The organism is Kosakonia pseudosacchari (assembly GCF_015167415.1).
GTDB lineage: Bacteria > Pseudomonadota > Gammaproteobacteria > Enterobacterales > Enterobacteriaceae > Kosakonia > Kosakonia pseudosacchari.
This window is the reverse complement of record NZ_CP063425.1, coordinates 2513339-2539659: the sequence shown is the minus strand read 5'-3', so window position 1 is coordinate 2539659 and position 26321 is coordinate 2513339. Positions and strand designations below refer to the sequence as shown.

Below are 26321 nucleotides of genomic sequence, written 5' to 3'. Positions count from 1 at the left end.
CGATGATGAAAAAACGTGTCATAAGCGCGCTGCTGGCCGTTGGCCTTTTCAGCGCAACCGCGCAGGCGTTGACGCTTGATGAGGCCCGCAGCCAGGGGCGCGTCGGTGAAACGCTCAGTGGCTATGTCGCGCCGATAAGCCAGGATAAAGAGACGCTGGCGCTGGTGGAACGCATTAACAAAGCGCGCACAGAAAGCTACCAGCAACTGGCCGATCGCAACAACATTGCCGTTGATGACGTAGCCAGAATGGCCGGGCAGAAACTGGTGGAACGCGCGAAGCCCGGCGACTATGTACAGGGTATTAACGGTAAATGGCTGAAGAAACAGTAAGCGGCGCGTGATCTTTCAGAGCAACCTGCCAGTGCTTTCGCGGTCCGGTGAATCCGTCGTAAGGTATCAAGCCTGAAAGCTGTGTTTGATAAAAAAACGGGAGTTGTCGCAACCGCAGGGGGCTGCTAAGCATGCCGGGAGCGGCAAATTAATGATGTCATTGCGGAAGGGGTATAGCCGTACAAGCGGGGAAAGACCCCTCCCACCTGGCGGTGAGAGGGGAGAAATCTCAGGCAGCCACCAGGCTGTCGATTGCGGCTTTTGCGTCAGTCTGCGCTTTGGTCGCCACTTCCGGACCGTAAGCAATGCCTTCAGCAAAGACAAAGTTCACATCGGTAATGCCGATAAAGCCGAGGAACAATTTAAGGTACGGCGCAACCAGATCGGACGGGGTATCTTTATGGATACCGCCACGGCTGGAAACCACGACGACGCGTTTCCCTTTCACCAGACCTTCCGGGCCTGCTTCGGTATAACGGAACGTCACGCCAGCACGCGCCACCAGGTCGAAGTAGTTTTTCAACTGCGTCGGGATGTTGAAGTTGTACATCGGGGCGTTAATGACAATCACGTCATGCGCTTGCAGCTCAGCGATCAGCTCGTCGGAGAGCGCCAGTGCTTCCTGCTGACGCGGTGTCAGCGGTGCATCGCTCGGGCGCAGCGCGCCAACCAGTTCGCCATCCAGCACCGGGATCGGGTTAGCGGCCAGGTCACGCACGGTAATTTGATCCGCCGCGTGTTTTTCACGCCACTGTTCAACGAAATAATCGGCCAACTGACCAGACTGTGAGTACCCTGCCAGAATACTGGATTTAAGAACTAAAACTTTGCTCATTGGGTGTTTCCTTTATTGTATTTGCAATGGGTTGCCCCGTGACGTCATGACACTCTATTCACAAACTCTCTACATGAATAGCGCAATATATCGAATCCTATGTTCGAATTTCTTGAACAAGAAAAGGATTACGGCGATGTGCTATCCTACTGCGATTGCGAACTTAAGATGTTTCCCGGCAGTGCTCTGCCCAATAACGCTATGACAGAACAACAGAAATTGACGATTACCGATCTTAGCGCGCAGCTCAGCACTCTGATGCTACGCGACCAGCAGCGCTTCGCCCGCCGCCTGCATGGCAGCAAGAAAGTTAAAAATCCTGAATCTCAGCAGGCACTGCTCCGGACGCTGGCGCAGGAGATAAGCGACGCCGCCGGAAAAGTGGCGCAGCGCGAAGCCGCGCGTCCGACTATTGATTATCCGGACAACCTGCCGGTCAGCCAGAAAAAACAGGCGATCCTTGAGGCCATCCGCGATAACCAGGTGGTGATTGTGGCCGGCGAAACTGGCTCCGGTAAAACCACGCAGTTACCGAAAATTTGCATGGAACTGGGGCGCGGCATTAAAGGGCTGATTGGCCATACTCAACCGCGTCGTCTGGCGGCGCGCACCGTTGCCAACCGTATTGCCGAAGAGCTGAAAACGGAGCCGGGCGGTTGCATCGGTTATAAAGTGCGTTTCAGCGATCATGTCAGCGATAACACCATGGTCAAACTAATGACCGACGGTATTCTGCTGGCGGAAATCCAGCAGGATCGCCTGCTGATGCAATACGACACCATCATTATCGATGAGGCGCACGAACGCAGCCTGAACATCGATTTCCTGCTGGGTTATCTGCGGGAATTACTGCCGCGTCGCCCGGATCTGAAAATCATCATCACCTCCGCCACCATCGATCCGCAGCGTTTTTCTCGCCATTTCAATAACGCGCCGATTATCGAAGTGTCCGGGCGCACCTACCCGGTGGAAGTGCGCTACCGGCCGATTGTCGAAGAAGCGGATGACACGGAACGCGACCAGTTACAGGCGATTTTCGATGCGGTGGATGAGCTCGGGCGCGAAAGCGCAGGCGATATTCTGATCTTTATGAGCGGCGAGCGGGAAATCCGCGATACCGCCGATGCCCTGAGCAAGCGCGATCTGCGCCACACGGAAATCCTGCCACTGTATGCGCGGTTATCGAACAGTGAACAGAACCGCGTCTTTCAGCCACACAGCGGGCGGCGCATCGTGCTGGCGACCAACGTAGCGGAAACCTCGCTGACCGTACCGGGCATCAAATATGTCATTGATCCGGGTACGGCGCGCATCAGCCGCTACAGCTATCGCACCAAAGTGCAGCGCCTGCCGATTGAGCCGGTTTCTCAGGCCTCCGCTAACCAGCGTAAAGGGCGCTGCGGCCGCGTGTCGGAAGGGATCTGTATTCGTCTTTATTCAGAAGATGATTTCCTGTCCCGCCCGGAATTTACCGATCCGGAAATTCTGCGCACCAACCTGGCGTCGGTCATTCTGCAAATGACGGCGTTGGGGCTCGGCGATATCGCCGCCTTCCCGTTTGTTGAAGCGCCGGATAAACGCAATATTCAGGACGGCGTGCGCCTGCTGGAAGAGTTGGGTGCCATTACCACCGATGAGCAACAAACCGCCTATAAACTGACGCCGCTGGGGCGCCAGCTGTCGCAACTGCCGGTCGATCCGCGCTTAGCGCGTATGGTGCTGGAAGCGCAAAAACATGGCTGTGTGCGTGAAGCAATGATCATTACCTCGGCGCTGTCGATTCAGGATCCGCGCGAACGGCCGCTGGATAAAAAGCAGGCTTCAGACGAGAAGCATCAGCGCTTTCATGATAAAGAGTCCGACTTCCTCGCGTTTGTGAACCTGTGGAATTACCTGGGCGAGCATCAAAAAGCGCTCTCGTCAAACCAGTTCCGCCGTCAGTGCCGGGTCGATTACCTGAACTATCTGCGCGTGCGCGAATGGCAGGATATCTACACCCAACTGCGCCAGGTGGTGAAAGAGTTGGGGATCCCGGTCAACAGCGAGCCTGCGGAATATCGCGAAATTCATATCGCGTTGTTAACCGGTTTGCTGTCGCACATTGGTATGAAAGATGCCGACAAACAGGAGTTTACCGGCGCGCGTAACGCCCGTTTTGCCATCTTCCCCGGCTCGGGGTTATTCAAAAAACCGCCGAAGTGGACCATGGTTGCAGAACTGGTGGAGACCAGCCGGTTGTGGGGGCGCATCGCTGCGCGCATTGATCCGGAGTGGGTTGAACCGGTCGCGCAGCACCTGATTAAGCGTTCGTACAGTGAACCGCACTGGGAGCGAGCGCAGGGCGCGGTAATGGCAACGGAAAAAGTGACCGTTTATGGTCTGCCGATCGTGGCGGCGCGCAAAGTGAACTACAGCCAGATCGACCCGATGCTTTGTCGTGAACTCTTTATTCGCCACGCGCTGGTCGAGGGTGACTGGCAAACCCGGCATGCTTTCTTTCGCGACAACCTGAAACTGCGCGCGGAAGTGGAAGAACTGGAACATAAATCCCGCCGCCGCGACATCCTGGTGGACGACGAAACGCTGTTTGAGTTTTATGACCAGCGCATCAGCCACGACGTGATTTCCGCCCGCCATTTCGACAGCTGGTGGAAAAGGGCCAGCCGCGAAACTCCTGATCTGCTCAACTTCGAAAAGAGCATGCTGATCAAAGAGGGCGCAGAAGGGGTGAGTAAACTCGATTACCCCAACTTCTGGCATCAGGGCAACCTGAAGCTGCGCCTGAGTTACCAGTTTGAACCGGGCGCGGATGCCGACGGCGTCACGGTCCATATCCCGCTGCCATTATTAAACCAGGTCGAAGAGAGCGGGTTTGAATGGCAAATTCCCGGCCTGCGCCGTGAACTGGTGATTGCGCTGATCAAATCGCTGCCGAAACCGACGCGGCGCAACTTTGTTCCCGCGCCGAACTACGCCGAAGCGTTTCTCGGCCGCGTCACGCCGCTGGAACTGCCGTTGCTGGATGCGCTGGAGCGTGAGCTGCGCCGGATGACCGGCGTTACCGTTGACCGCGATGACTGGCACTGGGATCAGGTGCCCGATCACCTGAAAATCAGCTTCCGTGTAGTCGATGACAAGAACAAGAAACTGCTCGAAGGCCGTTCGCTGGCTGAACTGAAAGAGCGTCTGAAAGGCAAAGTGCAGGAAACCCTTTCGGCGGTGGCCGATGACGGTATTGAGCAGAGCGGTTTACATATCTGGAGTTTTGGTCAGCTTCCGGAAAGCTACGAGCAAAAACGCGGTAATTACAAGGTAAAAGCCTGGCCTGCGCTGGTTGATGAACGTGACAGTGTCGCGATCAAGCTGTTCGATAACCCGCTGGAGCAGCAACAGGCGATGTGGCGCGGTATCCGCCGTTTGTTACTGCTAAACATTCCGTCGCCAATTAAATACCTGCATGAAAAATTGCCGAACAAAGCCAAACTGGGTCTCTATTTCAACCCGTACGGCAAAGTGCTGGAGTTGATCGATGACTGCATCTCCTGCGGCGTGGATAAACTTATCGACGAGGCAGGCGGCCCGGTGTGGAGCGAAGAGGGCTTCGCGGCGCTGCATGAGAAAGTGCGTGCGGAGCTGAACGAAACGGTAGTGGAGATCGCCAAACAGGTCGAACAGATCCTGACGGCGGTGTTCAATATCAACAAGCGACTGAAAGGGCGCGTTGATATGACCATGGCGCTTGGGCTGTCGGACATCAAAGCGCAGATGAACGGTCTGGTGTATCGCGGGTTTGTTACCGGCAACGGTTTCCGCCGCCTGGGCGACACGCTGCGTTACCTGCAAGCGATTGAGAAGCGGCTGGAGAAACTGGCTGTCGATCCGCACCGCGATCGCGCGCAGATGCTGAAAGTGGAGCAGGTACAGCAAGCGTGGCAGCAGTGGTTAAATAAACTGCCGCCGTCGCGCCGGGAAGATGAGGATGTTAAAGCGATCCGCTGGATGATCGAAGAGCTGCGCGTCAGCTACTTTGCGCAGCAGCTGGGTACACCGTATCCCATCTCCGATAAGCGCATTTTGCAGGCGATGGAGCAGATTAGCGCCTGATGAGCGCTGCTTGCCCGGTAATGCGACGCTTACCGGGCAAACACTATCACTGCAATTCCTTGCCGGATAAGCGAGTTTGCCATCCGGCAAGAACCTGCACCAGCGACCTCACGCATTCACCCACGCCAGCGTAAAGCCATCCCAGCCTTTAACGCCGACCGTTTGCACGGCGGTGGCCGTCAGGCGCGGATCGGCACCTGTCATCTCAATAAATTTCCGCACACCCTGCACGCTGGCATCGGTGGTCGTCGGGTTCGTCACTTCACCCTCGCGCACTACATTGTCGCCAATAATCAGTGTGCCAGGCCGGGCATAGTGCATTGCCCATTTCAGGTAGTTCGGGTTATTGGGTTTGTCGGCATCGATAAAAATCAGATCGAAGGGCGGGCGGTCGCCCAGGTTTTCCAGCGTCTGCAGCGCCGGGCCTTCGGCGACGGTGACCTGATGCGCCACCCCGGCAAATTGCAGATTTTCACGCGCTATCGCCGCGTGTAGCGGATCGGCTTCCAGCGTCAGCAGTTCGCCGCCGGTGGGCAGTTCGCGCGCCATCCACACCGTGCTGTAACCACCGAGCGTACCGATTTCAAGAATGCGCTTCGCCCGCACCATGCGCACAAACAGCGCCAGTAATTGACCCTGAGCGGGCGAAACATCAATGGCCGGAAGCCCCGCGCGCTGGTTATTTGCCAGCACCTGCGTCAGGATTTCATCTTCCGGAATCAGCTGTTTTACTAAGTATTCGTCAACCGCGGACCACTTCTGCTGCATAGCATTACTCCTGGTTTATCAGAAACTTAATCCAGCCCGTACCAGCCACCTCCCAGTGCGCGATAGAGATCCACCTGCGCCAGTAACAGATTGTTTTTGACCTGCACCGCGCTGAGCTGAGCGGAAAACAGCGTGCGCTGGGCGTCCAGCACGTCCAGATAAGAGGAATAACCGTTGTGATAACGGTTTTGCGCAATGCGTAACGTCTCCTGTGCCACATCGACTTGCCCGGCCAGTTCAGCGAGCTGCTCGCCCAGACGAGTGATGGCATCGAGGCTATCGTTCACCTCTTTGAACGCGTTGCGCACGGTTTTTTCATAGGTGTAAAGCGCCTGATTACGCTGGGACATGGAGACATCGACCTGCGCATTCAGTGCCTGACGGTTGAGCAACGGGGCGAGAATGCTGCCGCCAATGCTCCATAACCGCAGCGGATTATCCAGCAAGCCGGGCAGCGTATTGTCCTGCATGCTGCCGGTTGCCGTCAGGTTAATCGACGGCAGTAATTTCGCCTGTGATGCGGCGAGTGTCGCATCGGCGGCAACCAGCTGGCGCTGCGCCTGGACAATGTCCGGCCGCCGGTTAAGCAAACTCGACGGTAACTGCGAGGGCACTTTCAGCGGCGTTAACGTTGCAAATTCACCACGATTAACCGCGCCCGGATTATTACCCAGCAGCACACTCAACGCATTTTCCTGCTGGCTTATCTGATGTTGCAGCACCGGGATCTGCGCGCGCGTGCTGCGCAACTCGGAATCGGACTGCATCAACTCCAGTCGTGAAGTATAGCCGGTCTCATACTGGCGACGGGCAAGTTTGAGAGCATCTTCCCGCGCTGCCAGCGTGGATTGCGTGACCTGTAACTGTGCATCCAGCGACAGCAGCGTGAGATAACCGGAAGCGACATTCGTCGCCACCGTCAAATCGGCCGCCGCCGCTGCGGCTTTCTGCGCCTCCAGCGAGGCGTCCGCCGCACGAGACGCGCTGCGGCTGGCGCCCCAGATATCGACGTTATAACTGGCCGTCAGATTGCCCTTGTACAAGGTGCTGTAAATGGGTAAACCCGTCGCGGCCGATTGGGAACGCGCGCGGGTGCCGGAAATCCCCGCGTCCAGCTCCGGGAACAGGGCGCTGTCGGCGGCGTAAACCCGCGCCTGATATTCATTGACTCTTTCGCGGGCAATCAGCACGTCGCTGTTGTGACGTAACGCCTGATCGACATAGCGGTTTAACTGGCTGTCGTGAAAGTTGCGCCACCAGACGCTATCCGTTTTGCTGGCCGGACCCGCCTCGCTGCGCCAGGCCGCCGGGATCTGCAGCGACGGTTGGGCTTGCCGGACATCGGCGGACTGGCAGCCGGCGAGAAGAAGACTCACGGTGATAACCGCAGGGCGCAGCCTCATTGCTCCGCCTCCCGCGTATCAATATGTACCTGCACCGACATTCCCGGCCGCAGCCTTGCCAGCTCATCGGGTTTCGCCTCCACCTGGATGCGCACCGGAATGCGCTGGGCGATTTTGACAAAGTTACCGGTGGCGTTATCCGGGCTGATGGCGCTAAATTCCACGCCAGTGGCCGGAGAGATACTCTCCACGCGCCCGTGGTAGCTGCGCCCGTCGAGAGCATCGACGGTAAAGCGCACTGGCTGCCCAACCACCACGTTTGCCAGTTGCGTCTCTTTCAGGTTGGCGATCACCCAGCGTTGCGATGGCACCAGCGAGGTCAGGTGCGTTCCGGCGGTGACATACGCGCCAAGGCGTACGCTGATTTGCCCCAGTTGCCCGTCGCGAGGGGCGACGATACGCGTGTTTTGCAGATCAATTTGTGCCAGTTCAAGCGCGGCTTTGGCATTTTCCACATCCGCCTGTAACGACCCGCGATTAACGATGGTGGTTTGCAGATCCTGGCGCGACATCTCAAGCGTCGCTTGCGCCTGGGCAATACTGGCGGTGTTTTGCGCGGCGGTGGCAAGTGCGGCGTCGCGTTCACGAATGGAGAGCGAGCCGTCTGCGGTCAGCGCTTTAACGCGTTTTAAATCCGCCTGGGATTTCAGATCCTGCGCTTTCGCGCTGGCGAGCGCGGCTTCATTGCGGGCAATGACGGCCTGCGCGCTTTTTCGCTGCTGGAGGTTGTTATCCAGCGCTGCCAGCTTCATCGCCAGTGTGGCTTTTGCCTGATCGACGCGCTGTCGGTAGATTCGGTCATCGATCTGCATAATCAGATCGCCTTTTTTCACGACCGCGAAATCCTGTACCGGCACGTCAGTGATATAGCCATTCACCTGTGGGCTGATAAATGTTGTCTGCCCGCGCACATAGGCGTTATCGGTAAACTGGGTATGGCGCGTAAACGGCGGCAACTGCCAGGCGTAAAGGATCACCAGTACGCCCACCAGGCCAATCGCGGCGGCGGAAAAAAGAGAAACCACGCGTAAATTGCTGCGGGTATTGGCCCGCTCTTTGGCGGCATCCTGCTGGCTCATAGACACTCCAGTAACATTATTATTTGCTCCCAGTGGCCCGCTTCAACACAAGGCGGGCAGTAATGCGCAGGCGCAACAAGCGCCATAAAATCCAAATCAGCGTGGCGGCGGCAATGCTGGCCGTCAGCAGGTAAGTATCGTTGTAAGCCAGAATAGTGGCTTCCAGCGTCGACACCGTTTGCAACTGCGTCGCCGCTTGCGTACTGAGCAGCGCACTGTCGCCAACCATGCTTTGATACATCTGGCTGTAATACTGCAAACGCTCATTAACCAGCGGGTTTAAGGTGGTGAGCTGGTCCGCCAGCAGGCTGGAGTGGTATTTCTCCCGCCAGGTCTGAAACGTGCCAAGAATAGCTGAGCCGAGCAGCCCGCCAATATTCTGGCTCATGCCAAACAGCACCGAGAAACTGACCAGGTTGCGCGGCTCCGCCACCACGCCGCCAATTCCCGCCAGCATCGCCGGTGCGATAAAAAACGCACTGGCAAAACCGAGTAAAAACTGGCTTAACATCAATTGGTTGGGCCGCGTCAAACTGGTGGACTGGCTATCAAGCAGTGAGGCAATAATCATCAGTGCCAGCGAGGCGACTATCGGCCATGCCAGCCGCTGGGGTTTAATCGTCAGACAACTGGCGGTAATACCGCAGACAATGCCCGCCAGGATCGACCATGCCAGGCTGGTCATTTGCTCGTTTTGCAGGCCGACATATTGCAGCCAGCCAAACACCCCGGTGTTCTGCTCGGCGAGCACAATGCGGATCAGCAGCATAATCAGCCCAAGACGCACAATGCTCCCGCTGGAGAGCCAGCGGGTGTTGAGCAACGGGTTACTGCGGTTGTGTTCAAAGGCGATAGCCGAGACGATCAGCACCACGGCGCCTGCCAGCGACCAGCCGATCCACGGCGCTTCGAACCACCAGTCCAGCCGACCCAGCGACAGCACCGCGCACAGCAGCGCCATACCTGGCGCGAGCAGAAAGAAGGTGATGAAATCCTTCTTTTCAAAGACTTTTTTGCGATCGCCCGGCGGCAATTTTAAGGCGATCACGCAGCCAAGCGAGAGCAGCGCCAGCCCCAGCTCAAACAGATACAGGCCGCGCCACTCATCCAGTTGCAGCAGTTCGGTAGAAAAAAGGCGGGCAATGGGAATGGCGAGCGTCGAACCGGTAATACCAATGGTCAGCGCTTTTAAGCGATGTTTCGCCGGCCAGGCCTGGATTTGATAATAAATCCCGAGCGAACTGAGTGCCGCCGCCACCATGCCGTGCGCGGCGCGGACAAACAGGGCAGAACTGAGATCGTTGATAAACAGATGGAAGAAGGTCACCAGTACATACAGCACCAGAAACCCTTCGGTAAACGCACGCAGACCATATTGCTGGCGAAACTTTACCAGCAGCAGATTAATCGACACATTGGTCATCACATACACAGCGGGCAGCCAGGCGATTTCCGTCGACCAGGCGGCAAACGTGCCTTGCAGATTTTGCAGATTCGCTGTCACCATCGCGTTGCCCAGAGCGCCAGTCATGCAAACCAGCAGGCCAACGACACCATAGGCGATACGGCGCGGGGTACTGTGATAGGGGGTGGAAGGCGAACCCAGCAGCATCGGTTTTTCATGCGGCTGCCATTCGCGTGGGCTATAGGGGTCGCTTTTCGGCAAACGCATTACATTTTCCTGACCGGGGCTAATGGTGATCGTTCGCGACGGTATGTTGTGCGCGCATGAAGATGTCGGGAACAGCAGTTATCCATATAAAAACAAAGGTTGTTAATGTAAATGGTTAGCGGGCTAACGATTCTACTTGTGCCGTCAAAGGCAATGCAAGCGCATAAGAAAAATATAGGTTACTGAAGTTAAGTGATCTGCTTTATTGATAAAAATAACCAACCAAAGGTGACAACGTCACAATGTGTGCGATAACCATCACGCTTACCCCGGCAACCGATCCTGCGTGCCTGCAACTTCAGGACGCGCTTTCTGATTACCTGCAACAGCTAACAGGCAGCAGCGGCAGAGCGTCGTTTGCTGCTTCAACCTTAGGTGAGCGGGGCTTCTTTTTGCTGGCACGCGAAAACGCGCAGGCGGTGGGCTGTGTCGCGGTGCGTGAATTGTCCGCCGGGATCGGCGAGATCAAACGCATGTATGCATGCCCCGGCACGCGCGGTGTAGGCGCTCAGTTGCTCTGCGCGCTGGAACAACATGCACGGGAGCGGGGTTTTCAGGCGCTGTGGCTGGAGACGCGCAAAATCAATCAGCGTGCTGTTGATTTCTATCAGCGCAACGGCTTCAAGATCCGTGAAAACTACGGCACCTATATTGGCAGGCCGGAAGCGGTATGTTTCGAGAAAGCGTTGTGACCTGTATGTGGTCAGGATGCGCAGTTTCGTTGGGGCTGGGACAATGAATGTGCGGCACATAAAACGTGTGCCGTTTTGCCCACTCAATGCCACAGGCGCTGTTTTCAGTGAGTGCAGATACCGCGGCGACCTGTACAGCGCGGGTGATTGCGCGTATTTCAAAAAAAGTTACAGAAACATACCTGAACCGCTGTGAACAGGATTCGGAGTGATCCCCTGTTCTGCGGGCGCTGACGCGGTAGGCTGTAAGTTAAAGCGAAGGAGGTTCTATGCTGATGACGACTTTTCCCACCGTAGCGGAGCGCACGCTGGCGGCGGCAAATACGCTGGGCGCATGGCTGGCGCAAAATGATTTTGTCGGTAAACCCACGCCTGTGCGGGCTGATGTGGTCATTCTTGCGGGTAATGCTGTCATTCCAACCATTGATGCCGCCTGCGCGCTGGCGGCGGCACAGCAAACGCCGCTTCTGATAAGCGGAGGCGTCGGGCACTCCACCACGTTTCTTTATTCGGCTATCGCCCGGCATCCACGCTATAACGTCGTGCGTACCACCGGGCGCGGCGAAGCCGCGATTCTGGCCGATATTGCGCGCCAGTTCTGGCAGATAGAGGCGAAACAGATCCTTATTGAGGACAAATCCACCAACTGCGGCGAGAACGCCAGATTCAGCATCGACATGCTGATGTCGCAGGGGGTAAAACCGAAAACCGTGATGGTGGTGCAGGATCCCACCATGCAGCGCCGTACGATGGCGACGTTTGCCCGCATCAGCCAGCAGTGCCACGACGCGCCCCACTGGCTGAGTTGGCCCGGCTTTACGCCACAGTTAGCGAATACGGCTGAGGGGCTGGCCTTCCAGCCGCAGCAGCGCGGTTTATGGTCGGTTGAGCGTTATTTGTCATTGCTGCTGGGGGAAGTGCCGCGCCTGCGCGATGACGCTAATGGTTACGGGCCAAACGGCCGTGATTTTATTGTTCACGTTGATTTTCCACAGGAAGTCGAAGCCGCATGGCAGGTTTTGAGTGCTGATTCCACCCTTACTGCTGCGCTCGGTAGCCGCGCATTGTAACCTCAGTGCCCGTTTGCGCAGACATTGCCGCAAACGGGCATTTCCTCCGCTGAACCTGCCATTGTTTTGTTGCTTTTTCGCTCCTCTTTTATGCGTTCTCTCACAAAAGCTGCCCGTGTCGATGGGAAAAATGCCGCGCACCGATAGATTTTTAACAATGAATTCACTTGTTAAAAACAATGTTATTACAGGAGCGAGGCATGACAGCACCGGTACAGCACCCTATGTTTATCGATGGTCAATTCGTGAGCTGGCAAGGCGATTCGTGGTTGGATGTCATCAACCCGGCGACCGAAGCGATCCTGGCGCGTATTCCTGATGGCACAGCCGAAGATGCGCGAAAGGCCATTGACGCCGCCGAACGTGCGCAGCCTGGCTGGGAAGCACTTCCCGCCATCGAACGCGCTGGCTGGTTACGCAAAATCGCGGCGGGTATTCGTGAAAAAGCCCATGAAATTAGCGCGCTGATTGTCGCCGAAGGGGGAAAAATCCAGCAACTGGCGGAGGTGGAAGTCTCTTTTACCGCCGATTACATCGACTATATGGCCGAGTGGGCGCGGCGCTATGAGGGCGAAATTCTGCAAAGCGACCGTCCGGGCGAGAATATCTTCGTGTTTAAACGTGCGCTGGGGGTGACCACCGGCATTTTGCCGTGGAATTTCCCGTTCTTCCTGATAGCCCGCAAAATGGCGCCTGCGCTGATTACCGGCAATACCATTGTTATCAAACCGAGCGAATTCACGCCGAACAACGCGATTGCCTTCGCAAAAATTGTCCATGATATCGGCTTGCCAAAAGGGGTCTTTAACCTCGTGCTCGGACGCGGGGAAACCGTCGGACAGGAGCTGGCGGGGAATCCGAAAGTGGCGATGGTCAGCATGACCGGCAGCGTTGGCGCGGGTGAGAAAATCATGGCGGCAGCCGCGAAAAACATCACCAAAGTGTGCCTTGAACTGGGCGGTAAAGCGCCGGCAATTGTCTTTGATGATGCTGATCTTGAGCTGGCCGTGAAAGCGATTGTCGACTCCCGCGTTATCAACACCGGGCAGGTGTGTAACTGCGCCGAACGCGTGTATGTGCAAAAAGGGATTTATGACCGGTTTGTCAATCGACTTGGCGAAGCCATGAAAGCGGTACAGTTTGGCGATCCGGCGCAGCGCAACGATATTGCGATGGGGCCGCTTATTAATGCCGCAGCACTGCAACGCGTTGAAGAGAAGGTCGAACGCGCCGTGTCAGAAGGCGCACGCGTGGTGCTGGGTGGCAAAGCGGTCACTGGCAGGGGCTATTTTTACCCGCCGACACTGCTGCTCGATGTGCGCCAGGAGATGGCCATCATGCATGAAGAGACGTTTGGTCCGGTGCTGCCGGTGGTTGCATTCGACACGCTGGAAGAGGCGCTGGCGATGGCGAACGACAGCGATTATGGCCTGACCTCGTCGGTATATACCCGCGATCTGGCGACAGCGTTTAAAGCTGTGCGGGGGCTGAAGTTTGGCGAAACCTATATTAACCGCGAGAACTTCGAAGCGATGCAGGGGTTTCATGCGGGCTGGCGTAAATCGGGTATCGGTGGGGCGGATGGACGCCACGGCCTGAACGAGTACCTGCAAACGCAAATGGTCTATCTGCAGTCCTGATATGTGGCCCCCGCGTTTGGTGGGGGCTCGTTTCAGACTTTGGTTGCTATCCACGCCATCATCAGCTCCGGCCAGATTGCCGCCGGTAAGCCCAGCGCATCGCGAATGCCAAAACCGTGTTTCCCCTGTTCAAACAGATGCATCTCAACCGGCACGCCAAGGCGTCGCAGGGCGTTGAACATGACCACGCTGTTTTCCACTTTCACTGCCGGGTCATCGACCGCATGCAACAGAAAAGTCGGCGGCGTGTTTTCATCGGCCATCTGTTCTGCGGAGTAGCGGCGGATCTGGTCGTCGCCTGGCGTATCGCCAATCAGCTGCTGGCGCGACATCGGGTGGTCAATCTCCTGGTGCATGGTAATCACCGGATAGACCAGCGCCATAAACGCCGGGCGAGCGCTTTGGTTATCCATCTCATCAACAGGGCGATAAACGTTTTCGTTGTAGCGCGTGCCAAGGCTGGCCGCGGCGTGACCGCCGGCGGAAAACCCCATAATGCCAATACGTTCAGGATCGAGGCGCCACTCCTGCGCTCGGGCGCGAATCACGCGGATCGCACGTTGCACATCGGCCAGCGGCGCGTCCGCACCTTCCTCATGCCCATCACCCGGCAGGCGGTAGGTCATGACAAACAGCGTGTAACCTTTGGCGTTAAAGCAGGGCGCCAGCGCGCTGCCTTCTTTATCCAGCACGACACGGCGGTAAGAGCCGCCAGGTGTGACCAGAATGCCGACCCCGTTCGGGTTTTGTGGCGCGTAAACGGTAATGTGCGGGGCACGCACACCGGTGACGGATCGGTCAAAACGCGAGGGGCCGGTATGGTGCTCTTCAAGCTGAAACTGCACCGGGCTTACCGCAGCGCCAGGGGCTTCGCCGGTTGGCCAGACGGAGAACGTAGTGGCGTGTTGCACCGCCACGTTCATCAGGGTGAGTAAATCTTCCGGGCTGATATTTCTCATGTGTTGCCTGGTTTGAATACGCCGGGTCATTCCCCGGCGTGGATGGTGAGATTACAGTGCGCGATATTTTTCGAGCACGCGAACCAGCTGCGTAACAAAACCGTATTCGTTGTCGTACCACGAGACGGTTTTGACCAGTTGCAGATCGCCGGCTTCGGTGATCTCGGTTTGGGTGGCGTCAAAAACGGAACCGAAATGGCTGCCGATAACATCAGAAGAGACGATCTCTTCATCGGTATAACCGAAAGATTCGTTGTTCTCCGTGGCTTTTTTCAGCGCCTGATGGATCTCATCGACCGTCACTCTCTTCTCTAATATGGATACCAGTTCAGTAACGGAGCCGGTTTTCACCGGTACGCGCTGCGCGTGGCCTTTCAGCTTACCGCTCAATGCCGGGATCACCAGACCAATGGCTTTCGCCGCACCCGTGGTGTGCGGAATGATGTTTTCCGCAGCGGCACGGGAGGCGCGCAGATCTTTACCGCGCGGGCCATCGACCAGCGCCTGGGTACCGGTGTAGGCGTGGATGGTGGTCATGGTGCCGACTTTAATGCCGAAATTATCCTGCAAGGCTTTGGCCATCGGCGCGAGGCAGTTGGTGGTGCAGGACGCCACCGAAATAATGGTGTCCTGCGCATTAATCGTGTCGTCGTTAACGTTGTAGACGATGGTTTTCATCTCGCCTGCCGGGGCGGAAATAAGCACTTTTTTGGCCCCGGCATCAATGTGTGCCTGTGATTTTTCGCTCGAGGTATAAAAACCGGTACACTCAACGATGATCTCCGCACCGGCGCTGCGCCACGGAATATTTTTTGCCTCTTTTTCCGCATATACCGTAATGGTTTTGCCATTAACGATCAGCGCGTCTTCGGTAAAATCCACGCTCCAGCCAAACGGGCCGTAGTTGGAATCATGCTTTAACAAATAGGCCAGCACTTTGGGTGAGGTCAGATCGTTAATAGCCACCACCTCCGCGCCGCTGTTGGTTTCCAGCAGGCGACGTAATACCAGGCGCCCAATGCGCCCAAATCCATTAATGCCAATTTTGCTCATGATCATCTCCATCAGAATGTAATGAATCACCGTTTTGTACTTATTTAGTGATAACCTGGCGGGCGTTATTGGGCAAATAAATCACCTTCAGACTGTGGTAAGTAACTGAAAAGTGATAAGGAAAAGTTAATGAATTTTTAAGGAAAGCCAGGTATGTTGAACGCCGGTTCGTTCGTTTTGGGGGTTCCTTATGCGTAGCAAATATTCGGGATTACAGATCGCCATTCACTGGCTGGTGTTCCTGCTGGTTGTTGGCGCTTATTGCGCCATGGAACTACGCGGATTCTTCCCGCGCAGCTATCGTCCTTATTTCAATCTCGTACACGTTTCATGCGGCATTTCGATTCTGGTGCTGATGCTGGCGCGTCTGCTGGTGCGGCTGAAAAGCCCAACGCCGCCGATTGTGCCGAAACCGTCAGCGATGATGACCGGGCTGGCGCACCTTGGGCATCTGGTCATTTACCTGCTGTTTATTGCCTTGCCAATTCTTGGCTTGCTGATGATGTATAACCGCGGTGGTCCATGGATTGCTTTTGGTATTTCGATGCCGTACGCCGCAGAGGCGAATTATGATTTAGTGGATACGCTCAAAGAGTTCCACGAGCTGTTGGCAAACGCCGGCTATTTTGTCATTGCGTTGCATGCCGGTGCGGCGCTGGCGCATCATTACTATTTTAAAGACAACACGCTGCTGCGTATGATGCCGAAAAAACGCGGCTAATTGCTCTTCGTTGCCTGGCCCCGCATCCTGCGGGGCTTTTTCATTTCTGCGCGTCTAAAATGTGATCCTGTCGGGTTTTCCACATTGAAAAGCAGGGCGGAAATCACATTTTACGCCATCCGTGCTGTGCGCAATTCGTACAAGCAGTGTAGATAGTATATCTATTATAGAAACACTATCGGGCGGAGGGGATATGACACAGCCAGTACAGGAGTCTCTTGATCGGATGGCAACACAAGAACACACTGCCGGATCGCGCAAATTACGCAAAGTGCTGCTCGCCACCGGCATTGGCCACTTTGTCGAATGGTTTGACTTTGGCCTGTATGGCACGCTCGCTGCCATTATCGGCCTGCAGTTTTTTCAGGCGGGTGATCCCAGCGTCGCACTGCTTTCGTCATTCGCGGTCTTTGGCGCGGGTTTTATTATGCGCCCCCTTGGTGGGCTGTTTTTCGGTTCGCTGGGCGACAGAAAAGGGCGACAGAAAGTGCTGGCAACGGTGATCCTGCTCACCTCCGGCGCCACCTTCGTGATGGGCCTGCTGCCGACTTATCATCAGATTGGTATTACCGCGACGGTGCTGCTGGTGATAACGCGCCTGATTCAGGGTTTTGCCGCTGGGGGCGAAAGCTCGGGCGCGACAACCTATCTGGCGGAATATGCCCCCACGGAGCGCCGCGGCTACTTCACCTGCTGGATCGATAACTTTGGTTTTATGGCTTTTGTCGTGGGATCCGGGCTGGTGTTTCTGCTGACAGCAACGCTCGGTGAAAGCACCATGAGCGACTGGGGCTGGCGCATCCCCTTTTTGATTGCCGGGCCATTGGGCTGGGTTGGGTTGTACTTACGAAAACATCTGGAAGATTCGCCAGAATTTCTCGACGCCATGAAGAACGGGCAAACCGAATCCGCGCCGCTGCGTAAAGCGGTTACCACGGCGTGGGGCGCGTTGCTGTTCTGTGTCGGTTTTGTGGTGATCAAAGCGGTCGGGCACTGGACGCTGCAAACCTTTATGCCGAGCTATCTCTCCACCGAGTTGCACTTCTCAAAACTTAACGCGTACGCCATCACCACGATTGGTCTCTTTTCCGTGGCGGTGCTGGTACCGTTTATGGGCTATCTGTCGGATAAATATGGCCGTAAGCCGTTAATGCTGACCGGGTGCGCCGGGTTTATTCTGCTGAGTTACCCGGCCATGATGGTGATGGCGAATGGCGATGTGCTCTCTGCGGTGCTGGCAATGGTGATGCTGGGGGCGTTTATCGCCGCGTTTGATGGCGCGTGTACCGCCGCAATGGCGGAACTTTTCCCTACCAGTGTGCGCTATGGCGGGTTGTCTATCGCCTATAACTTTGCCGTCGCCTTCTTTGGCGGCATCACGCCGTGGTTCTCCGCCTGGCTCATTACCAGCACCGGCGATAAATTCTCGCCTGCCTTCTATGTGATGGGCGCGGCGCTAATTACCTTCCTGACAGTGCTGCGCGCCCGCGAAACCGCAGGGCAGCCGCTAAAACGCTGACGTTTTGCCCGGAGGAACCCTCCGGGCTATTAGGTAAATCTGAAACAGGATATTGCGCGTATCCGTTACGGTACAAGGCCCGCCTGCGGTGCGCAATTGCGGATAACTTTTCTTTCAGTGTTCACCCGCGAAGGTGATTAATTATCTGCCCAGCCAGGAAATAAATATCAACGTGATATTAACCTAGGAAATCATTTTTATTCCATAGGGACAAAGTTCGAATAAACAAGTCTGCTGCTTTTCACAATTCCGCAATGAAACGTTATCATTACTAGGGCAATGACAACTATTTTTTAAAGTCTGCCAGATAGCAGGGAAAAAAGGCATGGTATGAATAACGCGAAAATCCTGAGGTTTTCCATCAATGAATACACGTGCGCCATCAGTGCGTAAGTAATTGTTTGGCCGCAAAAAATAGTTGCCGCGATACCAGATAATGACCGATCGTTTTTCACTATTCCTGGCGACGGCAAATGCTGTGCCGGTCGTTGGGGAAAGTAACATGTCCGTAATATCCCAGCGCATAAGTTCTCCTTGCTAATATCACAATGTTCTACTAAGAAAAATCTTATCAAATAATTAGCGCCAGGCCTAAGTTAAATTTTATATTTAATATTACGCTGATTAACCTACGATATATTTAATTAATTTTACTTAGGGTTTTGATGTGAAACAAAAATGGTGAGGTTTTGTGCAATATATTTTAACGATATTTATCCTTTTCGACAGAATACATTATGTTTTCACTCTGCTAGAGTCATCACGTCACGTCATTCTTGCCTTGCCAGGAGGTTTCACGTGCTGTTGTCCAGTCTGATTGCGATTGCTGCCGTGCTGATGATGGGGGTAATGAGCCCAGGTCCGAGTTTCATCTATGTTGCACGTCATTCCCTGGCGCACTCACGTGTGCATGGTTTAGTCACTTCGCTGGGAATGGGGGTGGGGGCGGCGACGTTTGCGCTGATGGCGATGCTGGGATTGCAAAGGGTGCTGAATGTGGTGCCGGAACTCTATATGGCGCTGAAGATAGCAGGGGGCGCGTATCTTATCTGGATGGCAGTGAAGATTTTTCGCAGTGCATCGCAGCCATTGACGCTCGCTTTGAGCCATAACGACGCACCCAAAGGGCTGTGGAAGACGTTTCGCGATGGATTGTTTATTCAGTTAAGCAACCCGAAAACGGCCATCGTATTCGCGTCTATTTTCACCGCGCTGCTGCCAGCGAATATTCCGACCATCTTCTATTATGTGATCCCGCTGATGAGCTTTGTGATTGATGCGGGCTGGTATTCGCTGGTGGCGCTGCTGCTCTCAGCCGAGAAACCGCGCCGCGTCTATTTGCGCATCAAAACGGCGGTGGACAGAACATCGGCCACGGTGCTGAGTATTTTGGGGATCAAGCTGATATATTCATCGCTGGTGAAGTAATACCGATGCTGAGCACAAAGGGCTCACTTTAGACAGTTCGCAGCAATCATTGTTTAAGCGCGTTTAGATGATGCGTGAATTGTGTGTTGGTTGTGGTTAATACGTAATAAAAAAGTAGATCGTTCTGCTGAATACTAATAACCAAACGCCGTCGGTTTCCAGCCGCGCGCCCTGCGCATTGCCGACGGCGTTTTATTAAGCTTAAAAATTGAGAGAGAAATTGGTAAATATGCTAAATGTTTGAGGTTGAAAATTGTTACTCTGAGATAGAAATAAGATTCATCGAAAATAAGGTGGAAAAAAGGTTGTTAAAGAAAATCTCATAGGTTGAATCATTCCCAATAAAGCCAGAGAACTTTTGCTCGCTATTAGAAATGATATCTTTATTTAAGTAATTTTTTACCTTAACCCCACCATTCCCATATATGTGGAAGGATAAGATAATTTCTGATGATTTTGTATATTCATCCATATTTAAAATATCAATTGCGCGAACAGGTCCTCGAACAGTGAAAATAAATTTTTCTTTAATGTAAACAATAAGTCCGACAGGAGTTAAATCCAAGTTAAAAACACCGTCTTTATAAAAAACGTTATAAAGTAACGGTTTTTTGTCTTTGTAAGCTGTTTCGTGTGAGTCAATTATTTCCTTCATGAATAAATGTCTTTGACCCATAACGGTCGGGCCAAATTGATCTGCGGCGAAACGTAAGAATTCAAATTTTTTTTGATTCATTATTTACTCCGTGTGTTTTATTTGTTTGGAAAAATAACAAATTACTACTTATCTAATGATTTGTCTAAAATACATAATTATTCGTCACGAATATATATTATAATAATTGTATTCATGTCTATTATTGGTTTTTCCAACGTGAGAATTGGTACTTCATGCGCGTAAAAATCGATGGCGTTACTTATGTGCCTACATGCAACCCAGCACCAGCTCGTACTGGTATTGCCATTTCCACATATAAACGATCTGGCGCATTGAGTCAGGCAGAGCAAATAACGGAGTAAATAATTGACCTGCCCCCAGGATTAGATACCACGTTCAGTTAGTAATGCAGGTTGTGTGACCATGACCCCGAATATGCATATAACAGCAGTGTCTTATTTTTTGAGTACTGATATTTATTTGGTTCCAAATGCAGACTTGAAAGCTTTAATTTTAGGGGCAAATTTGGGGGCAAAATCGCTGTTGGGGGCATGTTTAGGGGCGCTGAAAAGTCTCTATATGGCTTGTAGTGTCTTTATGATGAAAATGATAACCACCTGATGTCCATACAAAACCTAACGTTTACATCATACTAAAATTAAAGTTACCATACCCCCCTATAGTATCAAGGAGGTTACATGCCCCATTCACCAGAAGACAAAAAACGCGTGCTTACGCGGGTACGTCGCATTCGTGGCCAGGTTGACGCATTGGAGCGTGCACTGGAAAGCGGCGAGCCCTGTATCGCCATTTTGCAGCAAATCGCCGCCGTGCGCGGCGCGGCCAATGGCTTGATGGGCGAAATGGTTGAAATCCACCTCAAAGATGAGCTGGTCACCGGCGAAACCACTGCCGACCAACGCGCGGTGCGCATGGCGGAAGTCGGTCATCTTCTGCGCTCTTATCTAAAATAAGCATAAAGCCATACACAAAAAGGAAGCGACTTATGAAATCACGTGCAGCTGTAGCCTTTGGGCCGGGTCAACCGCTCAAAATCGTCGAAATAGATGTAGCGCCGCCAAAAAAGGGTGAGGTCCTGGTGCGTATCACGCACACCGGCGTTTGTCACACCGATGCCTTTACGCTTTCGGGTGACGATCCGGAAGGCGTGTTCCCGGCGGTGCTTGGTCATGAAGGCGGCGGCATCGTTGTAGAAGTTGGCGAAGGCGTTACCAGCCTGAAACCAGGCGACCACGTTATTCCGCTCTACACGGCAGAGTGTGGCGAGTGTAAGTTCTGTAAATCGGGGAAAACCAACCTCTGTCAGGCCGTTCGCGCTACGCAGGGCAAGGGGCTGATGCCGGACGGCACCACCCGTTTCTCCTACAACGGCGAACCGATTTATCACTACATGGGCACCAGCACGTTCAGCGAATACACCGTTTGCGCGGAAATCTCACTGGCGAAAGTTAACGAACAGGCACCGCTGGATAAAGTCTGCTTGCTGGGCTGCGGTGTGACTACCGGCATTGGCGCGGTACATAACACGGCGAAAGTCAAAGAGGGTGATACGGTCGCGATCTTTGGCCTCGGTGGTATCGGTCTGGCGGCAATCCAGGGTGCCGTTCAGGCGAAGGCGGGACGCATTCTGGCGATCGATACCAATCCGGACAAATTCCCCCTCGCCAAAGAGATGGGCGCAACCGATTTTATCAACCCGAACGATCACGACCGCCCGATCCAGGATGTGATTGTCGAAATGACAGATGGCGGCGTGGACTTCAGTTTTGAGTGCATCGGCAATGTGAACGTCATGCGCGCCGCGCTTGAGTGCTGCCACAAAGGCTGGGGCGAGAGCGTCATCATCGGCGTGGCGGGCGCGGGGCAGGAGATCAGCACCCGTCCTTTCCAGCTGGTGACCGGTCGTGTATGGCGCGGTTCCGCCTTCGGCGGTGTTAAAGGTCGTACACAGCTGCCAGGCATGGTAGAAGACGCGATGGCGGGCAAGATTCGCCTCGATCCCTTCATTACCCATCGTATGCCACTGGAGCAGATCAACGACGCATTTGAACTGATGCATCAGGGCAAATCCATCCGTACCGTTATCCATTTCGGCGAAAAGTAAGCCTTCCTCACGCCAGCGGTGTCACCGCTGGCGCAACCAAACTCCAAATCTGTGACCGTTGACGCGCTTTTCGCCATAAGAATAATCCAATTATTGCCGATGCCTATATATCATTCCTGTTGTACGTATCAGACAAATATGAGAGTCGATAGCCATGGATAAAAAAGCAGCGATGCAAAGAACACAAGGCATTGGATTTATGCACAATATTCGATTGGTTCCCCTGTTTTCTTCCATTCTCGGCGGCATCTTAGTGCTATTTGCATTAAGTTCCGGTCTGGCGGGTTACTTCCTGATGCAAGCGGATCGCGATCAGCAGGATGTCACACAGGAAATCCAGGTGCGCATGGGATTATCCAACAGTTCAAACAACTTACGCATAGCACGTATCAGCCTGATCCACGCCGGCGCGGCCAGTCGCATCGCCGAAATGGAAGATATGAAAAACAACGTGGCTGAAGCAGAAAAACGCATGAAGCAGTCACAGGACGGTTTTAATCAATATATGGAACGCCCTGTGAAAACCCCGGCGGATCTCGCCCTGGACGCCGATCTCACTACCCGCTTTAATGCCTACATCGCGGGCATGCAACCGATGCTGAAATATGCCAAAAACGGCATGTTTGAAGCGATCATTAACCACGAAAGTGAGCAGGCGCGCCAGCTTGATGCGTCTTATAACGAAATTCTGTTAAAAGCCATTGAGATCCGTACCGCACGTGCGCAGCACCTGACCGAAGAGGCACACAGCCGTACCCAGCTTGGGCTGATGTTTATGGCTGCCGCCTTTGCTCTGGCGCTGGTGCTGACGGTTATCACCTTTACCGTATTGCGCAGCGTAGTGATTAACCCACTGCAACGTGCGGCCCAGCGTATTTCTCGCATCGCCACCGGGGATCTAACGGTAGCCGATGAGCCTGCCGGGCGTAGCGAAATTGGTCGTCTGAGTAGCGATCTGCAGGCAATGCAACATTCGCTGGTCACGACGGTGGCGACCGTTCGCCAGGGCGCGGAAGAGATCTATCGCGGTACCAGCGAAATCTCCGCCGGTAATACCGACCTCTCTTCCCGCACGGAACAACAGGCGGCTGCCATTGAACAAACGGCTGCCAGCATGGAGCAATTAACCGCGACCGTGAAGCAGAACGCCGACAACGCGCACCACGCCAGCGGGCTGGCGCGCGATGCCTCCGGCAAAGCGACCAAAGGTGGACAGATTGTTTCTGGCGTCGTGCAAACGATGGGCAATATCACCACCAGTTCGCGCAAAATTTCCGAAATCACTGCGGTTATCAACAGCATCGCGTTCCAGACCAATATCCTGGCGCTTAACGCGGCGGTAGAAGCGGCGCGCGCTGGCGAACAGGGGCGTGGTTTTGCGGTGGTGGCAAGCGAAGTACGTACGCTGGCAAGTCGCAGTGCGCAGGCGGCAAAAGAGATTGAGGCGCTGATCAGCGAATCCGTGAGCTTAATTGAGCAAGGTTCCGGAGAAGTCGTTTCCGCCGGGGAAACCATGGGCGAGATCGTTACAGCCGTTAAACGCGTGACCGATATCATGCTGGAGATTGCCGCCGCGTCTGATGAGCAGAGCAAAGGAATCACCCAGGTGAGCCAGGCGATCACGGAAATGGATAACGTCACCCAGCAAAACGCCTCGCTGGTAGAAGAAGCCTCTGCGGCAGCCGCCTCGCTGGAAGAGCAGGCGGCACGCCTGACAGAAGCCGTGGGCGCGTTCCGTTTAACTGGCGCGGCACCGCAGCGTCAGAATAATGCGGCATCGCCAACCAGCAAAACCTTCAAGCCACAGCGCCCGGCGCTGGCGCAGGGTGATAACTGGGAAACGTTCTGAGTATGCAGAAAACGAAAAAGAGGCCGGATGGCCTCTTTTTTTATGCGCAAAATCTTAACACTGGTTGGTGTTTAAGGCGCTGACCATATTGTTGTAGTTCTGCAGCAGGGATTGGGCGTCCTGCGTCTGCTGGGGTTGCATCAGCTGAAACTGTTTTGGCTGTTTGGCCTCTTTTTCGTACTCGCCATTTTCAGTGCGCTCAATAATGTCACGGCCGATAGAGAGATAGTCGTTAGCTTTAGACAGGAGACTCGAACAGCCCGTTTTATTGTTTTCGCGTACTTTGGCATCGTAAGCGGTAGCCATACTGTTGAACTGATCGAGCGCATCCTTAAATGCCGCCTTCTTATCGCCCAGCCCTTTGCCATCCAGCACGCCACCGGCGGCATCCAGGCTCTCTTTCAGGTAGTAGACCATTCCCATTTGCGCGTGCTCAAGCGTGCCTTTTTGCGTACGTTCAAATTCTGCTTTGATGCGCGCACGATCTTTTGCCTCGATACCCTCAAAGAAATTCGCCTGCGCAACCACCAGCATTTGCATACTGCTCAACAACGCGGGCTGGATCTCGCGACCGTGAGCGCCATTATCGCTTTTGTACGTTTTCGCGCTGATGTAGTTGTACATGTCGCGACTTACCGGTTCGGCTTTTGCCAGCGCTTCGCTGTAAAGACGCGCCGGTTCGTCCAGTTCTGGCATATCCGGCTTCATGCTGTGCGCTTTATCCAGATGCTCTTTAATACGCCCCATGGAAAGCGGTTCAGTAAAAAACAGATCATCCATTTTCTTTTTGCCATCGAAAGCGGGCTGCGTGTACTTCTGGTATTCAGCGAGTTGCTTACCGAAGTTGGCCGAGGTCATGTTGGCCGCGGCAATATATTCGTTGTACTTCAGCACTTCGGCCTGCTCGGCTGACGGCTGCGCTGCTTGCGTTTTGGTGGTTTTGTCGTCACAGGCTGACAGTGCCAGCAGGCAGGCGGCAACCGCCAGCGTACGTGCGACAGGTTTGGCGATGAACATCCCATTCTCCTTGTCCGAAAAAAGAAAAAAACGACTCATTATTGCTGAGCGCCGCACAGGTTAGCATCAATGCCCGACGGGCAAGGGGCATGCCACCTGAATTGGTAGGTTTTGAAAAAAGGAGAAATTGCCCGGCAGACAGCGCCACCGGGCCGGGTTCAGGAGAGCGCAGCGTTAAATAAAGCTGTCGTCATCGTTGCTGTAATCAGTGTCATCGAAATCATCGTTCTGGTAAGTATCATTACCGAACGAATCGTTCTGATCGAGAAAACGGGTGTCGGAGGCATCAGTAAAGTTGTCGTTCTGTGCGTTTTCAAACGCCGAATTACCCGCCGCCGGTTCTTCAATAATATTGACGATCTCTTCCGGGCGAGACTGATGGAACATACTGGTCAGCATTTCGGCCAATACCACACCACCTGCAACGCCTGCCGCAGTTTGCAAGGCACCGGCCATAAAACCGCTTCCGCGTGGCGCGGGCGCCGCCGCACGCGAATAGTCCTGCTGTGGCTGCTGGGTAGCGTTCCAGTTATTTTCCGGTTGCGGACTCTGGCTTCTCCCGCCGCCAAACAGGCCACCGAGGAAACTGCCCCCGCCGGTTTGTGGTTTGCTTTTTTGCGCGGCCAGTTCACTTTCCAGTTGCTGAACTTTGCTCTGGAGCTGTTTTAACGCCGCTTCCTGAATCAGGATCGATTGCGCCATATAGTACGGCGCGGCAGGTTGCTGACGTACAAATTCTGCTATCTGACGCTCAGCCTCGGCGTCGCGCTGGCCATTCTGTTGCTCGGTCTGTTTCAGGCGCTGGAAAAGGCCGTTGATAAGCTGCTGTTCTTCATATTGCATGGCAATAACCTTCCGATCGCTGTGATAGATACTGTTGAGTTTATCAGTGCCATGAATACGTGTCCGATGAGTGAAATGTTTGTTTAACATTGGTTGCAGCTGGGCAAAAAATTGCTGTGAAGGAGGGATGTTCAGGCGATTCTCGTTGCCTCTTCAAAAGGTAACACATATGGATTACCATATTTGTTGTTTGACATCATTAAGGTAAGCGCATGCTGCAACCCGTTCAGCTTTTTAAAATCCTCTCCGATGAAACGCGGTTAACCATCGTGCTGTTGCTCAGAGAAGCCGGTGAACTTTGCGTGTGTGATATATGCGCCGCAGCGGGGGAGTCACAACCCAAAATTTCGCGGCATATTGCGATGTTACGTGAATATGGTCTGGTTATTGATCGGCGCGCGGGGAAGTGGATCCATTATCGTCTGTCACCTCATATGCCCGCCTGGGCAGCGGCAACCATCGACACAGCATGGGATTGCTTGCGTGAAGAGACGCGAGCCAAACTGAAATCGGTGCCTTTGGGTTCGTGTTGATAACAAAACATATTCATCAAT

24 protein-coding genes are annotated in these 26321 nt (G+C 54.2%); 13 read left to right on the top strand and 11 right to left on the bottom strand.

Annotation, left to right across the window (positions count from 1 at the left end; all coding sequences use genetic code 11):
- Positions 1-5: 5 nt before the first annotated feature.
- Positions 6-332: a YdbL family protein gene (locus tag IP581_RS11885; protein ID WP_193820469.1), complete on the top strand. Its 327-nt coding sequence runs from the start codon at positions 6-8 to the stop codon at positions 330-332.
- A 229-nt stretch (positions 333-561) separates the two neighbouring features.
- On the opposite strand, the gene azoR is transcribed toward IP581_RS11885, so the two are convergent.
- Positions 562-1167 (bottom strand): FMN-dependent NADH-azoreductase, encoded by a 606-nt coding sequence (azoR, locus tag IP581_RS11880; RefSeq protein ID WP_086868780.1) that lies wholly within the window; start codon positions 1165-1167, stop codon positions 562-564.
- Positions 1168-1368: 201 nt separating this feature from the next.
- Between azoR and hrpA the strand changes: the two genes are divergently transcribed.
- On the top strand, positions 1369-5271 hold the full coding sequence (gene hrpA / locus IP581_RS11875) for an ATP-dependent RNA helicase HrpA (protein WP_193820468.1): 3903 nt from the start codon (positions 1369-1371) through the stop codon (positions 5269-5271).
- A gap of 108 nt (positions 5272-5379) precedes the next feature.
- Here the strand turns inward: hrpA and IP581_RS11870 are convergent, their stop codons facing one another.
- Genes IP581_RS11870 through IP581_RS11855 form a run of 4 tightly spaced genes read right to left on the bottom strand, consistent with a single transcriptional unit; the run spans position 5380 to position 10193 of the window.
- Positions 5380-6039, bottom strand: coding sequence for an O-methyltransferase (locus IP581_RS11870; protein WP_086868782.1), 660 nt, complete (start codon positions 6037-6039; stop codon positions 5380-5382).
- A gap of 26 nt (positions 6040-6065) precedes the next feature.
- Positions 6066-7442, bottom strand: coding sequence for an efflux transporter outer membrane subunit (locus IP581_RS11865; protein ID WP_193820467.1), 1377 nt, complete (start codon positions 7440-7442; stop codon positions 6066-6068).
- Positions 7439-8521: an HlyD family secretion protein gene (locus IP581_RS11860; RefSeq protein WP_016495933.1), complete on the bottom strand. Its 1083-nt coding sequence runs from the start codon at positions 8519-8521 to the stop codon at positions 7439-7441. The genes IP581_RS11865 and IP581_RS11860 overlap by 4 nt, the downstream gene beginning before the upstream one ends.
- Positions 8522-8540: 19 nt before the next feature.
- On the bottom strand, positions 8541-10193 hold the full coding sequence (locus tag IP581_RS11855) for an MFS transporter (protein ID WP_193820466.1): 1653 nt from the start codon (positions 10191-10193) through the stop codon (positions 8541-8543).
- Positions 10194-10435: 242 nt separating this feature from the next.
- Between IP581_RS11855 and IP581_RS11850 the strand changes: the two genes are divergently transcribed.
- The 3 genes from IP581_RS11850 (at position 10436) to aldA (ending at position 13595) form a co-directional block, all read left to right on the top strand.
- Positions 10436-10885 (top strand): GNAT family N-acetyltransferase, encoded by a 450-nt coding sequence (locus IP581_RS11850; protein WP_193820465.1) that lies wholly within the window; start codon positions 10436-10438, stop codon positions 10883-10885.
- 269 nt (positions 10886-11154) lie between these two features.
- Positions 11155-11955, top strand: coding sequence for a YdcF family protein (locus IP581_RS11845; protein ID WP_193820464.1), 801 nt, complete (start codon positions 11155-11157; stop codon positions 11953-11955).
- Between the two features lie 200 nt (positions 11956-12155).
- Positions 12156-13595, top strand: a complete 1440-nt coding sequence (gene aldA, locus IP581_RS11840; RefSeq protein WP_086868793.1) for an aldehyde dehydrogenase — start codon at positions 12156-12158, stop codon at positions 13593-13595.
- Between the two features lie 32 nt (positions 13596-13627).
- On the opposite strand, the gene IP581_RS11835 is transcribed toward aldA, so the two are convergent.
- Positions 13628-14554, bottom strand: coding sequence for an alpha/beta hydrolase (locus tag IP581_RS11835; RefSeq protein ID WP_097401066.1), 927 nt, complete (start codon positions 14552-14554; stop codon positions 13628-13630).
- 51 nt (positions 14555-14605) lie between these two features.
- Entirely contained in the window at positions 14606-15607 is a 1002-nt protein-coding gene (gene gap / locus IP581_RS11830; RefSeq protein WP_193820463.1) for a type I glyceraldehyde-3-phosphate dehydrogenase, read from the bottom strand.
- Positions 15608-15797: 190 nt separating this feature from the next.
- Between gap and cybB the strand changes: the two genes are divergently transcribed.
- Both cybB and IP581_RS11820 read left to right on the top strand, forming a co-directional pair.
- Positions 15798-16328 (top strand): cytochrome b561, encoded by a 531-nt coding sequence (gene cybB, locus IP581_RS11825; RefSeq protein WP_193820462.1) that lies wholly within the window; start codon positions 15798-15800, stop codon positions 16326-16328.
- 193 nt (positions 16329-16521) lie between these two features.
- Positions 16522-17847 (top strand): MFS transporter, encoded by a 1326-nt coding sequence (locus IP581_RS11820; protein ID WP_407659107.1) that lies wholly within the window; start codon positions 16522-16524, stop codon positions 17845-17847.
- Positions 17848-18030: 183 nt separating this feature from the next.
- Here the strand turns inward: IP581_RS11820 and IP581_RS11815 are convergent, their stop codons facing one another.
- A complete protein-coding gene (locus tag IP581_RS11815) occupies positions 18031-18372 on the bottom strand; it encodes an anti-adapter protein iraM (RefSeq protein ID WP_193820461.1) in 342 nt (113 codons plus the stop codon).
- 273 nt (positions 18373-18645) lie between these two features.
- Here IP581_RS11815 and IP581_RS11810 point away from each other — a divergent pair, with 273 nt between their 5' ends.
- Entirely contained in the window at positions 18646-19275 is a 630-nt protein-coding gene (locus tag IP581_RS11810; RefSeq protein WP_193820460.1) for a LysE family translocator, read from the top strand.
- Positions 19276-19531: 256 nt separating this feature from the next.
- Here the strand turns inward: IP581_RS11810 and IP581_RS11805 are convergent, their stop codons facing one another.
- A complete protein-coding gene (locus IP581_RS11805; RefSeq protein ID WP_193820459.1) occupies positions 19532-20011 on the bottom strand; it encodes a hypothetical protein in 480 nt (159 codons plus the stop codon).
- Between the two features lie 345 nt (positions 20012-20356).
- On the opposite strand from IP581_RS11805, the gene IP581_RS11800 reads away from it, so the two are divergent.
- The 4 genes from IP581_RS11800 to IP581_RS11785 all read left to right on the top strand — a co-directional run bounded on the left by IP581_RS11800 (position 20357) and on the right by IP581_RS11785 (position 23907).
- Positions 20357-20554, top strand: coding sequence for a hypothetical protein (locus tag IP581_RS11800; RefSeq protein ID WP_193820458.1), 198 nt, complete (start codon positions 20357-20359; stop codon positions 20552-20554).
- A 77-nt stretch (positions 20555-20631) separates the two neighbouring features.
- Complete coding sequence (locus tag IP581_RS11795) at positions 20632-20907, top strand: metal/formaldehyde-sensitive transcriptional repressor (protein WP_016495945.1); 276 nt, start codon at positions 20632-20634, stop codon at positions 20905-20907.
- A 32-nt stretch (positions 20908-20939) separates the two neighbouring features.
- Positions 20940-22058, top strand: a complete 1119-nt coding sequence (locus IP581_RS11790; protein WP_086868807.1) for an S-(hydroxymethyl)glutathione dehydrogenase/class III alcohol dehydrogenase — start codon at positions 20940-20942, stop codon at positions 22056-22058.
- Between the two features lie 154 nt (positions 22059-22212).
- Positions 22213-23907 (top strand): methyl-accepting chemotaxis protein, encoded by a 1695-nt coding sequence (locus IP581_RS11785; RefSeq protein ID WP_086868808.1) that lies wholly within the window; start codon positions 22213-22215, stop codon positions 23905-23907.
- A 54-nt stretch (positions 23908-23961) separates the two neighbouring features.
- Here the strand turns inward: IP581_RS11785 and IP581_RS11780 are convergent, their stop codons facing one another.
- Both IP581_RS11780 and IP581_RS11775 read right to left on the bottom strand, forming a co-directional pair.
- On the bottom strand, positions 23962-24924 hold the full coding sequence (locus IP581_RS11780) for a DUF3829 domain-containing protein (protein WP_193820457.1): 963 nt from the start codon (positions 24922-24924) through the stop codon (positions 23962-23964).
- Positions 24925-25098: 174 nt separating this feature from the next.
- A complete protein-coding gene (locus IP581_RS11775) occupies positions 25099-25767 on the bottom strand; it encodes a DUF2076 domain-containing protein (protein WP_193820456.1) in 669 nt (222 codons plus the stop codon).
- A 212-nt stretch (positions 25768-25979) separates the two neighbouring features.
- On the opposite strand from IP581_RS11775, the gene IP581_RS11770 reads away from it, so the two are divergent.
- Positions 25980-26300: a metalloregulator ArsR/SmtB family transcription factor gene (locus IP581_RS11770; protein ID WP_086868812.1), complete on the top strand. Its 321-nt coding sequence runs from the start codon at positions 25980-25982 to the stop codon at positions 26298-26300.
- The last annotated feature ends 21 nt before the right edge of the window (positions 26301-26321 follow it).